This is a genomic window from Pseudahrensia aquimaris (genome assembly GCF_042676045.1).
GTDB lineage: Bacteria > Pseudomonadota > Alphaproteobacteria > Rhizobiales > Rhizobiaceae > Pseudahrensia > Pseudahrensia aquimaris.
Genome location: NZ_JBHTJV010000025.1, coordinates 245,277 through 259,617, shown reverse-complemented (window position 1 = coordinate 259,617; position 14,341 = coordinate 245,277). Strand labels below are relative to the sequence as shown.

General features: G+C 54.4%; 14 protein-coding genes. 4 read left to right on the top strand and 10 right to left on the bottom strand.

Translation table 11 applies throughout. From position 1 onward, the window contains the following. Nucleotides 1–1,188 (bottom strand): DUF7507 domain-containing protein (locus ACFQ14_RS15665; protein ID WP_377213689.1); only part of this gene is annotated, 1,188 nt, incomplete at its 3' end. Nucleotides 1,189–1,498: 310 nt separating this feature from the next. Here ACFQ14_RS15665 and ACFQ14_RS15660 point away from each other — a divergent pair. Next, nucleotides 1,499–1,735 carry an Lrp/AsnC ligand binding domain-containing protein gene (locus ACFQ14_RS15660; protein WP_377213688.1) on the top strand — a complete coding sequence of 79 codons (237 nt, stop codon included), beginning with the start codon at nt 1,499–1,501 and terminating at the stop codon, nt 1,733–1,735. Nucleotides 1,736–1,758: 23 nt separating this feature from the next. On the opposite strand, the gene ACFQ14_RS15655 is transcribed toward ACFQ14_RS15660, so the two are convergent. Together ACFQ14_RS15655 and ACFQ14_RS15650 are read right to left on the bottom strand one after the other, a co-directional pair. Then, nucleotides 1,759–2,922, bottom strand: coding sequence for an ATP-grasp domain-containing protein (locus tag ACFQ14_RS15655; protein ID WP_377213687.1), 1,164 nt, complete (start codon nt 2,920–2,922; stop codon nt 1,759–1,761). Further along, nucleotides 2,919–3,755 (bottom strand): hypothetical protein, encoded by an 837-nt coding sequence (locus ACFQ14_RS15650; RefSeq protein ID WP_377213686.1) that lies wholly within the window; start codon nt 3,753–3,755, stop codon nt 2,919–2,921. The genes ACFQ14_RS15655 and ACFQ14_RS15650 overlap by 4 nt, the downstream gene beginning before the upstream one ends. A 4-nt stretch (nt 3,756–3,759) precedes the next feature. Between ACFQ14_RS15650 and ACFQ14_RS15645 the strand changes: the two genes are divergently transcribed. Next, nucleotides 3,760–5,178: a cytochrome P450 gene (locus ACFQ14_RS15645; protein WP_377213685.1), complete on the top strand. Its 1,419-nt coding sequence runs from the start codon at nt 3,760–3,762 to the stop codon at nt 5,176–5,178. A gap of 63 nt (nt 5,179–5,241) precedes the next feature. Here ACFQ14_RS15645 and ACFQ14_RS15640 read toward each other — a convergent pair whose 3' ends face one another. The 7 genes from ACFQ14_RS15640 to ACFQ14_RS15610 all read right to left on the bottom strand — a co-directional run bounded on the left by ACFQ14_RS15640 (nt 5,242) and on the right by ACFQ14_RS15610 (nt 12,270). Continuing rightward, a complete protein-coding gene (locus tag ACFQ14_RS15640; protein ID WP_377213684.1) occupies nt 5,242–5,721 on the bottom strand; it encodes a c-type cytochrome in 480 nt (159 codons plus the stop codon). Between the two features lie 237 nt (nt 5,722–5,958). After that, nucleotides 5,959–6,225: a hypothetical protein gene (locus ACFQ14_RS15635; protein WP_377213683.1), complete on the bottom strand. Its 267-nt coding sequence runs from the start codon at nt 6,223–6,225 to the stop codon at nt 5,959–5,961. 12 nt (nt 6,226–6,237) lie between these two features. Next, complete coding sequence (locus ACFQ14_RS15630) at nt 6,238–7,455, bottom strand: geranylgeranyl diphosphate reductase (RefSeq protein ID WP_377213682.1); 1,218 nt, start codon at nt 7,453–7,455, stop codon at nt 6,238–6,240. Nucleotides 7,456–7,466: 11 nt separating this feature from the next. Continuing rightward, complete coding sequence (locus ACFQ14_RS15625) at nt 7,467–8,831, bottom strand: BCD family MFS transporter (protein ID WP_377213681.1); 1,365 nt, start codon at nt 8,829–8,831, stop codon at nt 7,467–7,469. A 2-nt stretch (nt 8,832–8,833) separates the two neighbouring features. Beyond that, nucleotides 8,834–9,787 carry a chlorophyll synthase ChlG gene (gene chlG / locus ACFQ14_RS15620; RefSeq protein ID WP_377213680.1) on the bottom strand — a complete coding sequence of 318 codons (954 nt, stop codon included), beginning with the start codon at nt 9,785–9,787 and terminating at the stop codon, nt 8,834–8,836. Nucleotides 9,788–9,863: 76 nt separating this feature from the next. Beyond that, entirely contained in the window at nt 9,864–11,285 is a 1,422-nt protein-coding gene (gene ppsR, locus ACFQ14_RS15615; protein WP_377213679.1) for a transcriptional regulator PpsR, read from the bottom strand. 190 nt (nt 11,286–11,475) lie between these two features. Beyond that, nucleotides 11,476–12,270, bottom strand: a complete 795-nt coding sequence (locus ACFQ14_RS15610) for a cobalamin B12-binding domain-containing protein (protein WP_377213678.1) — start codon at nt 12,268–12,270, stop codon at nt 11,476–11,478. Between the two features lie 218 nt (nt 12,271–12,488). Here ACFQ14_RS15610 and bchF point away from each other — a divergent pair, with 218 nt between their 5' ends. Both bchF and ACFQ14_RS15600 read left to right on the top strand, forming a co-directional pair. After that, nucleotides 12,489–13,052, top strand: a complete 564-nt coding sequence (gene bchF, locus ACFQ14_RS15605) for a 2-vinyl bacteriochlorophyllide hydratase (RefSeq protein ID WP_377213677.1) — start codon at nt 12,489–12,491, stop codon at nt 13,050–13,052. Next, nucleotides 13,049–14,341, top strand: a complete 1,293-nt coding sequence (locus ACFQ14_RS15600) for a ferredoxin:protochlorophyllide reductase (ATP-dependent) subunit N (protein ID WP_377213676.1) — start codon at nt 13,049–13,051, stop codon at nt 14,339–14,341. Before bchF ends, ACFQ14_RS15600 begins: the two co-directional genes overlap by 4 nt.

Here is a 14,341-nt window from a genome sequence, read left to right as displayed (position 1 = left end):
CGCCCCATTATGAGCATCAACCGGAAGCACATCATCAATCGTGATGTTCCCAGTGTTCACAACCTCATACGTATACGTCACCGTATCCCCAACATCAGCATCAGAAGTAACCGAAGGAACCTTCGTAATCGTCAAAACGGGGTTGGCGTCAGGGCCGGGAATGGAAAGAGTTCCGGAGACGTTGCCGAGAGAGCCTTCGGTCGGCGTCGCGGTAACCTCGGCGCGGTTGAAGAAAACGATGTCCTCATCAATATTCGCCTGCGTCACCACATGCTGCGCGGTACACGTCATGGACTCGCCGCTGGCGAGAGTTGTTTGAGGACAATTGACAGCGCCCGTAATGAAATCGTCGGTAACAACCACGCCGGTCAGCAAAACCGAGCCGATATTGCTCACATCGAACGAGTAGTTGATCACATCGCCCACAGCAGCATAGCTTGTGCGATCAGCCGTTTTCACGATGGTAATGCCCGGCGCCACTTCAGGTGTGCCGGTTGCATCTTGGCCGTCGGTGAAGAACCAGAAGTTATCGCCCCGGCGTGTGCTGCCATCACGGTCAAAAATCTGCGGCGTGGTCGAACCTACTGCCAAAATATTGTTGAGCAGCGCTGGATTGGTGCTTTCGAACCATGCGGTCGTTGTCTGGTTCCTGCCCTGGTTGCCAAAGCAGGTAGTCGGTCCTTGGGAAACCGTACCGTCCAGATTTGTGTTTTCACCGTTCACTCCGGTGAAACTTGAAACATCAAAGCCGTTGACCCTGAATGTGATGTCGTTTTCGTCGAAATTACCGGCGCACGCATCGCCATCCCGCGCTGTCAGGCGCACATACATTCGCGCTATCGATCCACCAAAATATGTGGTGCAAGGCGTAGGGCCACAATTGAGGTTTTGCGTTGGCCCAAGCTGGAACGGTCGACCACGGAAAGCTGTCGGTGTTCCTGTACGCTCGTAACCCTCAAACTGGGTCGATGGATTGACGAACTGGTAGTAGTAATTGCCGTTTGCGCCTTCGAGAACAAAAACCGTACCGCCCGCTTCCGGATAAGTGTTGGGAAGCTGCGATCCACGACCATCAGGAATTGTCGTTGTAAATTGCGTAGCACCGGCAGATGAGAACATCGCCAATGCGGACACTACGGTCACCACCCACGATTTCACACTAAGCAACCGCTTAAGGGCCGTGTTCACACGCGCCTCCGCCATTTTGACAACATTCCAAACACAGGACGACCAAAATGACGCAAAACGAATCTGTCCTAACGTCAGTAATATACACCGCTAAATCTTCGCACAATCAAACCAAAAGCCTTACACACAAGACTTTGTTTTGGGGAATGAAGCGGTGGTAGGTTTCACATATTTGCAATCAATACGTGCATTATATAATATATGCAACCTCACAAGAAATTCGGATAAGAGCAGCCGTATCTTGGTGACAGATGCAAAAAAGTGATAAGCGGAATAAAGTACGTCGCCACACGATTTTGGAAACCAAACTATGAGCTGCATTTTTGTCCAACTGCGATGCAAGCCCGGAACGGCCTATCAGGTTGCTGATACCTTGTTTGATCGCGATGTCATATCCCAGCTTTTTTCCACCAGCGGCGAATGGGACCTGCTGGCGCAAATCTATCCACCAGATGGCGAAGATGTTGGCAAATGGGTCAACGACAACATCCTGGATGTACCCGGCATCGAGCGCTCGCTGACCACTCTGACATTCAAAGCATTCTAGGCATTCCGGGCATTCAAAGCGCTCTACGCGATCTCTTGAGTGTCACTGACGGGTTCGTCAAACCATGCAATATCAAAAGTGGACGCTTCGCCAAAGCTTTCGCCGTTCTGCATAGAACGCTTCATGATTGTCCATGCCGTGAAAGGCTGAAGCCACAGCGGCAATGGATCACCCCATGAAAAATTGACGTCCTTGGCTTTGCGAAAGACCGAGAATTTTCTCGCAAAGTCATCGCGCCGAAACGCGGCCATTTGCGTTTCTGTCAGACTGGGAAAGAACTGATGCATCAGCTCAGCAGGCTTCGTCTTGAGACTGTACTGTTTTTCTGGTGCCAAAATCGCGCCCGCAATATCCTGCTTCTCCACAAAATGGATGCCGCTCGTCGCGCGAGGGTTACATTCAATTGCCAGCGGTGCGCCGTCGTCGTCTTCAATGAAATCGAACGACACCATGCCGCTGTATCCGCTTGCAAGGACAAAACGCTCAATCCAGCTTTCGATTAAAGTCTCTCCTTCCAGCCTGCGGAAAGCGGCCGCCACCGTGCCGGAAAGCAATGCGGCCTCATAAACCACCGTGCCAATAACGCGCCCCTCATGCGCCATCGAAAACGTGCTCTTGTGCGCTCCCTTCAGACAAGCCTGCACCACGGTTGGCGCACGCGTATAGAGTTCCGGCAGAGAAGCGCCTGCTGCACATATCTCCAAACCTTGTCCCGAACAGGTGGAGACAGGTTTCAATATGTAGTCTTGGTTTGCCGCCAGTTGGGCAGCCTCTTCGCTGCCAAGAAGGTGCGTTTGGGGAACGCCAAGACCATGTTCTTCAGCAAAACGAATAAACCGCAATTTATCGTGGTATTGCCGCACAGCGGCATGGGACATCGAATACACCTTTACCCCATCGCCAAGTCGGTCTTCGATCATGGTGGCGTGCAGGCATTCTTCGGAAACTGGAACCACGAGCGACACGTTCTCTTGCTCGATAATTCGCATCAAATCTTCAAGATAGGCTTGCTGATCGGAGTTGGGCGCTGAAGTTTGGTACGACGTGGCCACATGGCGCGACACCCGGCACAGATGCCACGCGAAAGGCTCAGCCACGATCACCCGCCAACCGGCAAGCGATAAGGCCTGCGCAATATCAAGCGCCTTTGGCAGGCGCCCTAACGTTAGCAGCGCCGTTTTGCTCACGATGCGGACTCTGCCCCGATACCTGACGCAGCCGCAGCCCCACGCGAACCGCTTCCTCCACGACGGCGCACCCGTCTTTGGTGATAGACTATCAACGAAATGCCAGTGATGAGCGGCACAGCCCAAAGCGCCGGACTGAGCGCCATCGAGGGCATAAAGCGCACAGCTCCAAAGGCCAGGAACGCGGTGTAGACAGATATCCCGGCACCAACGATGGCCTTGATATGCTCCATCATCCAATCGCGCGGTCCGGGCTTTTCCTTCATCAGAAACCACATATTGGTGGCGACCGTGGCAAAGCCGACGAAAGATATGCCGATCATCAAAACCTGCCCGATTAGGATGCCTTGAACCAGGCAATTCACCGCTGTTACCGTAACCAGAACCTGCAAAACCAGATTGCGCCACTCCCAGTTTTTGGCGTGATCGCGCTTATTCCAGGCCGCCTGCCAGCCGAACCAAGCCAGATTGATGGTCAGCAGGGCAAGATACAGCATCATCCAACCGAAAATCCCGCGCACCAGCGCAGCATCATCAAAAGCCGGATGGGTTTCCAGCGGCACCAACAATGTGGATGTTGAGATGCCGATGGCAAAAGTACCCGTCATCAACATGCAGACCGCAAAGATGCGCCCGAAAAGCACGTGCTTACTGCCGCCCTTAACAGTGGTGACTGGCACCCAGAATGCGACAATACCAATTGCGCCTGTAATAATGTGGCAAATGACCAGAAAATGAAAAACGTCGACCATCAATTCCTCGGAGCGGCCCGTGTCGCTTGCGATGCGTGGCAGCAACTGTATGCTTATGTTGACGTCAATATAGCCTGACATTCATATGAATTTGAAGCCCGTGGGCGCAGAAGATGCAACAGAAGCCCAACCAACGCACTGCCCCCTGTTCACACCACCAAGACCAAAGTCTCTCGGTCCGCTGGCAGCACTTCTGCGCGCCGGAATAACCCGCGACAGCAATCTGCTGGGGCTGCTTCCCAAACAGGCCTACAGCATGAAGATCGGCAATCTGGGCTACTCGCGCCGCTCAATCATAATCATCAACGACGCAGATACCGTGCGGTCTATACTGACCGACCCGACAGACATCTATCCAAAGAGCGATTTGATGGTAGGGGCGTTGGCGCCGCTGGTGGGCGATTCGATTTTCGTCTCGTCTGGCGACACCTGGCGCAAACAGCGCGCTATGGTGGCACCAGCTTTCAACCACATGAAATTATCCAAGGCGTTCGAATCGATGCAGGTGTCGGTCGAGGATTATGTCGACGTCATCAATGAACATGCCAGAAGCGGTGAAGAATTCTCGCTCGATATGGCAATGAGCCACCTGACGGCCGACATCATCTGCCGTACGGTTTTCTCCACACCGCTCGCATCTTCCACGGCCAAAGACGTGTTTGAAGCCTTCACCGTCTTTGAGCGCAGCGTGGCTCATGTTGAGATCATGAAGCTAATCATCGAACCGGCGTGGAGCGACATTCCCCATCAGGCGCATGTGCTGGAAGCTTGCGAGAACATTCGACATCACATTGGCGAGTTGGTCGATACGCATATGAGAAAAGGTGCCGGTTTCGAAGACATCGCCACCGACATTATAGCAGCCCGCGATGGCGCAACCGGCGAAGGCTTTACGCGCAAAGAGCTGATCGACCAATTGGGTGTTTTCTTTCTAGCGGGGCACGAAACCACGGCGAGCGCCCTCACATGGGGCTTTTATGTACTCGCCACGCAGCCGCAGGTTTTGCAGCGCATACGGGAGGAAACTGAAGTCATCACAGGCGGCGAACCAATTGGCTTTCAGCACATCCGGGATCTCACTTTCACGCGCTCGGTTTTCAAAGAATGTCTGCGGCTATACCCACCCATTACATTCATTCCCCGGGTAGCGGCGGAAGCGACCATGATCGGAAAGAAGAAGATCAAGAAAGGCGCAATGATCATGATTGCGCCTTGGGTGATCCATCGCCATCAAGACTATTGGAAAAACCCGGACCAATTCGACGCAGAACGTTTCATGCCTCATCGCGAAAGCGAGATTATACCCAACACCTACATGCCGTTCGGCCTGGGTCCGAGAGTTTGCGTGGGTGCAAACTTTGCAACCATTGAGGCGACTCTCATTCTCAGCCGCTTGGCACAAATGTTTGATTTCACAATCGATTCACCTGACACAGTGCGCCCCGTCGCTCGATTGACCACCCGGCCAGCAGAGCAAATTATGATGCGTGCTAAGCGACGCTAAAACAAAAAGAGACGGATCGACAAAGTCGGTCCGTCTCCAAAGTCTCCGTCTTCGACGTGAGGCTTAGTTGCTCTCGGTCGTCGAACCTTCGCCTTCTTTATAGTCTGGCGAAAACGTCTTGATGTAGGCGATCACATCATTGCGCTGATCGTCCTTCTTGAGTTTGAAAGCCATTTTCGATTTGGCTTTGTTGTCGTCAAGCTTTGCACGGAGATATTTGCGGGGATCTTCGAGGTAGGCAAACATTTCTTCCGGCGTCCAAACAGCTCCAGTTGCACCCAAAGCAACAAGGCTGTCGCCATACTTGCCTTCAAATTCTTCAGATGCGCCCATCGTGCGGCCAAATACGGCTGTCAGTGGCGGGCCCACTTTTGCTTTCGCATCAGGGCCGACCATGTGACAGCTTGCGCAGCGCTTGAAAACCTTCTCACCCGCAGCAGCATCGCCCTCTGCATAGCCTTCCGCCACGGCACCAGTGGTGCCAGCGAGAAGAAAACCGCCCAGCAAGACGCTGGCTTTGGTGAGTTTCATGAAAGTGGACATATAATTCTCCGTTTGTTGATCGAGCAACGTTTCGGGCTCTTGCGGCGTTCTACGCCATAGTGTCCCGCATGACAAATACGTTTTTGGTTATGAATGGTTCCTGAACAGAAGCCATTTCTTCGAGTTTCTCGACCCAAAAATGTCACAGGGATTTTCGCACGTCCGACGCGCAAGTTCCTCCAACCCCTACTATAGACACGAACTTGGCGATGTTAAGAAACAGGTCTGCGACCAATTCTACCGCTGCCAGCGCTGAACAATGTCGCAAACATGAAAAATGAAAGCAATCAGCAGCGCAATTGCCAAGTACAGAGATGATAGCTCAGCCATCACAACAAAAAGCGCTGCTGCAAAACCAAGACCTGCACCGAGAAAGCTGATGATCTGGCCGGGCGGCAGACCACGCTGTGATTTTTGCCAAACAAAGGCCAGACCCAAGCCTTCAACCACTAAAAAGCCAAGCAAAAACAGCGCGATTGCAGGGCTGTCTAGAAACGACGTCATAAAGACAGCGCTTTAAGTCTTTGCCAGTCCGAGCAAATGCGACAGGTCTTTGAAAAATACCCGTACGTGAGCCATCGGCTCGCGCTTGACGAGACGCTTGTTCATATAGCTCTCCCACGTGAGACGCTGCACATCTGGATCTTCGCAGATTTTGACAAAGCGCTCGCGACGACGATCGCCGCCATACCAGAAATATTGCAGCAGCCCGAGAACGAAGAACACCTTGCCGTGCTCTTTCATGAACGTCCGTCGCGCCGTAGCGAGCGCTTTTGCCTCGCCTGTAAGGAGCGTCATATGCACGGCATCGGCCACCATTCGGCCGCCCGCCATTGCGTAGTAAATGCCTTCGCCAGAAGCCGGAGCAACGACACCAGCAGCATCACCGGTCACAATCACATCGCGTCCATTGTCCCAGCGTTTGATAGGTTTCATTGGAATGGGCGCACCTTCGTGGCGCACAAGGTCAGATTCTTCCATGCCTGCATCACGGCGCAAGTCCGCCACCGCTCCTCGAAGCGAAAAACCTTTTTTGGCAGAGCCAACGCCAATTGAGGCGGTATCACCATGGGGAAAGACCCATGCGTAAAAGTCTGGCGACAGACGGCCCTGATAGTAAACATCGCAGCGCGTTGGATCGTAGTTCGCACGCGCTTCGCCATTGGCTTTCGGCGCTTTGATGATCTCGTGATAGGCGAAAACGTACGGTGCTGGCTTTACATTTGGCAAGCCTTGCTTCAGCACCTTCGATTTTGCACCGTCAGCGCCGATAAGCAATTTGGTCGATGCACGAGCCTCAGCACCTTCCGCATCAGTATAGACAGCAACCGGCTGGTCCGCCTCATTGCGCTCAAGACGGACGAATGTGCCAACGCGGCGTTCTGCGCCTGTCTTCTCAGCCCGTTCCCGCAACCACTCGTCAAACGTCTCACGGTTCACCATACCGACAAAACCGTTCTCGATGGGCATATCGACAGCTTTGTTCTTGGGCGAAATCATCCGAGCCGAACGGATACGTGCGCAGATGAGTTCATCGGGAATTTCGAAGTCTTCGATACAACGAGGCGGAATAGCGCCACCGCATGGTTTGATGCGCCCTGCCCGATCAAGCAACAAAACGCTGTGGCCTTTGGCTGCCAAATCGTTGGCTGCAGTCGCGCCGGAAGGGCCGCCACCAACGACTATGACATCAAAGTCGGCTTTCGGGGCAGAGGAGTTTGGAGTGTATGCCATTGTTTGGCTCCCTATTCGGCCGCTTGCAGGCCAAGATTTCTGTTTGGCGCCCCATGCTCACGCGCCCCTTCGCCAAGCGCAGCACATGGTGCTACTTTCAGCGCTATGAAAGCGGAAAGGACGAACAACGCCCCTTCGACCGTGAATACTATTGCGTAGGCGAGTGCGTCGTCGCTCAGCGAGGCGCGGGCAATATCCACAGCGACCGTGCCCAAGAAGCCACCAAGGCCAAACGCGATCGCTTGCGACGCGCCCCAAATGCCCATCCGTGTGCCTTCGCGCTGACCCCGCCCGTCAGTCGCTAATCCCATCATCGAACCGATGGCAGCCACGGCAAACGCGCCATTGGCAACGCCAAGAGCAAAAGTATTGAGCAGCAGCGGCCATGCTTCGCCCACTTGGGCGGCCATTGCCAAACCGGCAAATGCCAACGCCGAGGCCAAACAACCACCAACAGCCCAAAAGCGCATAGAGCCGAGCACACGCCCACCTATAGCACTGCCGCAGATGGCGACCACGATCATGCCGGCCATCACGCCACCGTGCTGCACGCTGGCCAGTTGGGTGGATTCGCCGGGGGTGAATTCAAAGACCAATCCTGCAAACGGCTCCAATATCAAATCCTGAGCGCTATAAGCCAGCATGGAAACAAAGACGAAAATTGTGAAATGACGTGCCTTCGGCTCATCCCACACTTCACGAAATACTTCCCAGAAGGCCGGTTTTTCCCGCTGTTTTTGAATGTGTTCGGGCACCGTATCCGCCTGTCCCTCAATGCCTGCAACCGCGATGCACGCAACAATGAAGGCGACAACCGAGACAACGGTACAAACCGCGACAAGCCGCTGCGGCGAATACGGATCCAACTGCGCACCGGCGGTGGCCGCAGTGACCACAAACCCGGCAATCATCATGATCCAAACAATCGAGGCCGCAGCAGGCCGTCGCGTGGGCGCCACGCGGGTAGCAAGTAAAGCCAGCAGCGATGTGCCACAAGCGCCGACGCCCACCCCAATTAGGGCAAAAGCGATGATGGCGAGAGCCAGTGCAGGCCAGAACTGGGTTGCCATCCATGCAGTTGCCAACGCAGCCAACGCGCCACCAATGGCAAGAATAGCCATGCCACCGATAATCCAGCGCGTGCGCCGTCCGCCCATATCGGAGCCATAACCCCAGCGCGGACGCGACATTTGCACGGCATAGTGAAAACCAACCAGCGCACCAGGCAAAACCGCTGGAAGCGCGTATTCAACAACCATGATCCGGTTCAACACCGAGGTGGTCAGAATAACGATTGCACCCAGCGCAGTCTGCACCAGCCCAAGGCGGAAAATACCGAACCATGAAAGCGGAGCCTGCGGAGCGCGATCAGCCATGCTCAAGCTCCTCCGCTCAGCAACGAACCAATGCCAAAGGCGCTTACCAACATTCCCAGCACATAGAGTGTTGTGCCGGTGCCGTTATATATGGCCGCAATTTTTTTGGGGTGCAGCAGCAGGTTGACCTCATCCATGAGGTATTTCTTCATCAACCAGAGCTGCGCCAACAGAAGGCCACAGACCAGTGCCGCATGAACTTGCAGGCCCCAGGAAAGCAGAAGGCCAATCACAACCACTTGCGGAAGTGCCATGACAACGCTCGCCAGCTTGGCCGCGCTGTCTGCGCCGATTTGCACTGGAATCGTGCGCACGCCCATCTGCCGATCGCCGGAAATGGACTTGAAATCGTTGAGAGTCATGATGCCGTGGGCACCGGCGCTATAGAGCGCGGCCAGCACGATAATGCGCCAATCTGGCAGACCACCCACCATGATCGCAGCGCCTGTGAACCAGGCCAGCCCCTCGTAGCAAATGGCAACAGCGGCGTTCCCGTACCAACCGTTTTCCTTCAGCCGCAATGGTGGGGCGCTGTATGCCCATGCCAAAACAAGGCCGACCAAGGTTGCGACAACCACCCAAAAGCCAAACAGAGATGCCAACGCCAGCGACAGCAATGTCCAAACACCAGCGATATACAAACCCCACTGCCCCGGCACGCGACCGGAAGGTATCGGTCGCTCAGGCTCGTTGATCGCGTCCACGTGGCGGTCGTGCCAATCGTTGATGGCCTGGCTCATTGCGCAGACCAGAGGTCCGGCGAGAACAATGCCTCCCAAAATCATCAGATAACGCCCCTCAAAGGCGATACCAGCCGATACCACTCCGCACATAAACGCCCACATTGGGGGAAACCAGGTGATTGGCTTGAGCAATTCCAGGACAGCAGCAGGATGCGGATAACGTGCCGCAGTTGCGCTTGAGCGCGGTGCTGTGGATGGAGATGCAGAACTCATGAAGCTGACGTTAAAAGCGCCAGCAAACTATGTCAATTAAACTTTACACAATTGACTGTCTACACAATCGGACAGGTCAGCCCTTGTCGCTGCGCCCTTTATCCAGCTTGGCATAAAGGCTTTGGCGGGAAAGGCCCAGCATCTGCGCGGCTGACGCACGGTTGCCGCGCGTCAGTTCAAGGGCCGTGTCGATGCATAATTTTTCGATCATATCGGTCGTCTCGCGAACAATGTCCTTCAGGGGCATGTGACCAACAAGATTCGTGATCTGCTCATCCGAGCGTGTTGTGGCGCTATCATCGGTCTCAGCCATCATGATGGAACTGGACATAGGCCTGATAGCGAAGCCGAAAAGAGGATCGCCCTCTTTGCGTACGACACAAGCCGCGATTTCAACATTTTCCGTCTGACCGTAAGCACCGCGCATGACCGTAGCAAAACGCTTCACCAGACCATGCTCGCGCACATTGGCCATCAGCACATTGCAATCCACATTAGGCCGCTCAAACCAATTATCGATCAAGACACCCTCAGCGTCTTTTGCACTCTTGAGATGGAACATATCCACGAATGCGGGATTAACCGCGACGATCTGACGGTTAGCGTCGGCGACAACCATCGCATCCGACATCGTATCAATCATCTCAAGGAATGTGCGGCGTGAGAAAGACGACGCTGGCTGTATTTCCATGCCCTTCACGCCAAGACGCATTAGCAAATAGTTTTTGCGGTCTTCGCGAAACAACGACAGTCCGATTGACAACACATCACCATTGCGCAGAGCGATTTCAACCGCATCTTCGTTGCTATCCTCAACAGCAGCCAGCAGCAGCTTGTGCAGCACTTCGCTGTTTACCGAATCGAACAACGACAGAACTTTTGAGCCCTCACAACGAACTTGCCCATGCCCCAGCATCTGCCGCGCGGCTTCGTTTACATCAGTCACACGCAAACTGGCTGCATCAACGACAATCTGCGGCATATCAGAAAGCTGGAAAAGCGTACGATAGCGGCTCTCAGCTGCTCGCAATCGCGAAAACTCGCGTTCAATCGAAAGCTGCGAATTCATCAGTTTTTGCTGCAGTGACGCTATGCGCGAAATATCACGACCAAAAAGAATGACGTGGTTGTTGTCTGCGATACGTGCTGCAGAATAGCGCACAGGCACATCATCGCCATCGGGCATCAGATGGTTGATTTCACGCGCCCGGATCGGCTTGCCCTTGTGCGCCTCTTCGATCATCGCATCAATCTTGCCGAAACACTCGGCTGTGACGAGATCTTTAAGCGGTCGGTTCACCCAAGAGCGCCCACCAGCTTCGTAGAGAGTGGTTGTGCCGAAGGCAGCATCAACCACTTCTCCTTCGGGAGAGATAACAAGAGTTACATCTGCAGCCGCAGCGAGAATTTCGGCAGCATTTTGGGGAGGGAGAGACTCAAAATGCCGATGTGGCGATGAGAACTTCATTTCCGCCGAGTTTGAAACGCGGTCGTCCAATGGGTCAGCTCCTCTGACAGCCCGTGCTCCCTCACGGACATTATCTGCGCCAGTCGCACCATAGCGATTCTGGCTCCGTAGCGAACAGGTTCACGCATATTCACGCGGCTCCATCCAGTCCTCGTCTCGTCTGCAAGCCCATAAACCGAAACTCAATTATCTGTTCGCGTCGGGAAACGGCCTTAGTCACTTACCTACACAGATCAAACGCGACCTGCACCGCAGAAATCGCATCCGGGGCAAAACCATCGGCCCCCGTTGATTTCCAGTCTCCACCGCCCGCAGCAAACGCTGCACCTCCGACGATGACTTTCAAATCGTTCCTGCGACTGCTCGAACGCACTCGCGTGATCAATTTGTTCGCATTCTCGATCTCGTTCACGGTGGCAACTGAAAGCCCCACCACATCCAACTGTTCATGGCCAACCGTATCGACCAAATCGCGTTCCCGCATGTCAAACCCGGAAAGCACCTGCCAGCGGGCCGCTTTGAAATATTCTTCCACCATCGCCAAGCCGAATATGTGAAACTCTTCCGGCATCGGCGTCACGAGCACAGAAAGCTCGTGATTGTCGGCAACCAGCTCAACATTCAAACGATGCCCGTTGCGCCGCAAAATCTGGTGAAGTGTGGAAACGCCCAAAGTGACATCACCAAAGTTCACCGTATCGTCACACCACATCTCGCCAAGCTCGATAGCTGCAGGAGCTAAAAGAGACGAAAAAAGAGTATCGACGCTTATTCCCGATTCAAACAAATGCTCGAAAGTCGCTGCTGCGTCCGCCTCCGATTTATGGAGCAGCGTTTGAACAAAGCGATCAAGCTCTCCCTGGCTTATTTCGCCGTGGTGGCTGACATTTTCATTCGCAGCCTTTTTCGGATCGTTTCTTCCCATATGCGACCTTAGCAAGTCCGGCACGATACGACCACGCACCGTCGACCGGATTGCGTCTCGTGTAACGGACAGAAGCCTTTCGTCCTTCATTGGGCCTCGCTCGCCGCAAATGCGACATTCGGAATTCAATTTTCCGAGCTCCCCTTCGGACACTCCCTTTGTGCGCTTTATAAATCATTACGTCAAGCATTCTTGACATTGTTGACAAGTCATAGATACATTTTCAAGTGTCCAATAAACTTGACACATACGCAGCTGACCAATAAAAATGACACATCGGACGCAACACCGCGTCCAGAGGTAACAAAGTGACCAACGGTCGTTCAACCACTCCACATCAGTCCGCGCAACATGTTGTGGGCCTCTACACGGCTGAACAAAAACGTCGTCGCGATGAAAGTGTCTGGACCTTGGTTCAAGGTATCTTGGCGCCAGTCCAGTTTCTGGTCTTCATAGTATCGGCGGGCTTGGTCATACGCACACTCGTAAACGGCGAGGGTTACGACTTAGCAACCGCATCAGTCGTCCTTAAAACTCTGATTTTATACACGATTATGATTACTGGGGCGATCTGGGAGAAGGTCGTCTTTGGGAAGTATCTCTTCGCTCAAGCGTTCTTCTGGGAAGATGTTTTTTCCATGCTCGTTCTGGCTCTCCACACTGCCTATCTGGCGGCTCTTTGGACTGGTGGGATGAGCAAAACAGCCCTGCTTTGGCTTGCCCTTGCAGCCTATGCGGCATACGTCATCAATGCCGTCCAATTCGTCTTGAAGTTGCGTGCTGCACGCCTTCAGGCGGCAGAAATGGCCCAAAAGGAATCGACGCCAAACGCCGAAAACTCCTTTGCAGACAGCGAAGGACTGCCGGCATGACGCTCGCTCCCGACCAAATTGTCGTCCCTGCCCCTGTCGGTTGCACAGACCGTCCAGTGCTTCATCAACGCGGCCAACACGAAGTTTTCTGTGGTCTGACAGGAATCATGTGGCTGCACCGCAAGATTCAGGACGCGTTCTTTCTCATCGTCGGCTCCCGCACCTGTGCTCACCTGATGCAGTCTGCAGCCGGTGTGATGATCTTTGCAGAACCCCGCTTCGGCACTGCGATCATGGAAGAGCGTGATCTGGCAGGCATTGCCGACATGAACGACGAGCTTGATGCGGTTGTCGAAAAACTGCTCAAACGCCGCCCGGAAATACGCCTGCTCTTTCTGGTAGGTTCCTGCCCGTCCGAGGTGATCAAACTTGACCTTTCGCGCGCCGCCGAGCGTCTCGCGCTGCGCCACAATCCCGACGTTCGCATACTGAACTATTCCGGCTCAGGCATTGAGACCACTTTTACACAGGGTGAAGACGCTTGCCTTGCAGCACTCGCACCTTCGCTTCCCGCAGAACCTGAAACAGCACCCGCAACACTGATGGTTGTCGGCGCTTTGGCTGATGTCGTCGAAGACCAATTCGCGCGCATTTTCGAGCAGTTGGGCATCGGTCCCGTCCGCTTTCTCCCGGCGCGACTGGCTGACGACATGCCCCCGGTTGGGCCAAACACGTTTGCATTATTGGCCCAACCGTTTTTGACCGATACGGCGAGAGCTTTGGAAGAGCGCGGCGCAACTATCCTGCAAGCGCCCTTCCCTTTAGGTGCGCAAGGCACAACCGCATGGCTGAAGGTTGCCGCAGATGCTTTCGGCATCAGCGATGAGACCTTTGAAGCAGCCACCGCAGCCCCCAGAGCCCGCGCAGAACGCGCGGTCGCCCTGCACAAGCCGGGCTTGGAGGGGAAAAGCGTCTTCTTCTTCCCTGATTCCCAATTGGAAATCCCCCTCGCCCGCTTCCTTCATCAGGAACTGGCGATGGAGCTCACCGAGGTGGGCATGCCCTATCTCAATAAGACCATCATGGCACCCGATATGAACGCCTTGCCGGATCACATTCAGGTGTCGGAAGGACAGGACGTTGACGAGCAACTCGACCGTTGCCGTGCCATCCGCCCAGACATCACGGTTTGCGGCCTCGGCCTCGCCAATCCGCTGGAAGTGGAAGGCATGACGACCAAGTGGTCGATCGAACTCGTCTTCACCCCCATCCAAGGCTACGAACAAGCTGGTGACCTTGCCGAATTGTTCGCACGTCCTCTCAATCGCCGCACACGGTTGGAGGTGTAG

What these genes read in the sequence shown, in the direction of transcription:
- ACFQ14_RS15660 (WP_377213688.1), top strand. Translation starts at nt 1,499, where the DNA reads ATGAGCTGCATTTTTGTCCAACTGCGATGCAAGCCCGGAACGGCCTAT.
- ACFQ14_RS15650 (WP_377213686.1), bottom strand. Translation starts at nt 3,755, where the DNA reads ATGTCAGGCTATATTGACGTCAACATAAGCATACAGTTGCTGCCACGC.
- ACFQ14_RS15645 (WP_377213685.1), top strand. Translation starts at nt 3,760, where the DNA reads ATGAATTTGAAGCCCGTGGGCGCAGAAGATGCAACAGAAGCCCAACCA.
- ACFQ14_RS15640 (WP_377213684.1), bottom strand. Translation starts at nt 5,721, where the DNA reads ATGTCCACTTTCATGAAACTCACCAAAGCCAGCGTCTTGCTGGGCGGT.
- ACFQ14_RS15635 (WP_377213683.1), bottom strand. Translation starts at nt 6,225, where the DNA reads ATGACGTCGTTTCTAGACAGCCCTGCAATCGCGCTGTTTTTGCTTGGC.
- ACFQ14_RS15630 (WP_377213682.1), bottom strand. Translation starts at nt 7,455, where the DNA reads ATGGCATACACTCCAAACTCCTCTGCCCCGAAAGCCGACTTTGATGTC.
- ACFQ14_RS15625 (WP_377213681.1), bottom strand. Translation starts at nt 8,831, where the DNA reads ATGGCTGATCGCGCTCCGCAGGCTCCGCTTTCATGGTTCGGTATTTTC.
- chlG (WP_377213680.1), bottom strand. Translation starts at nt 9,787, where the DNA reads ATGAGTTCTGCATCTCCATCCACAGCACCGCGCTCAAGCGCAACTGCG.
- ACFQ14_RS15610 (WP_377213678.1), bottom strand. Translation starts at nt 12,270, where the DNA reads ATGAAGGACGAAAGGCTTCTGTCCGTTACACGAGACGCAATCCGGTCG.
- ACFQ14_RS15600 (WP_377213676.1), top strand. Translation starts at nt 13,049, where the DNA reads ATGACGCTCGCTCCCGACCAAATTGTCGTCCCTGCCCCTGTCGGTTGC.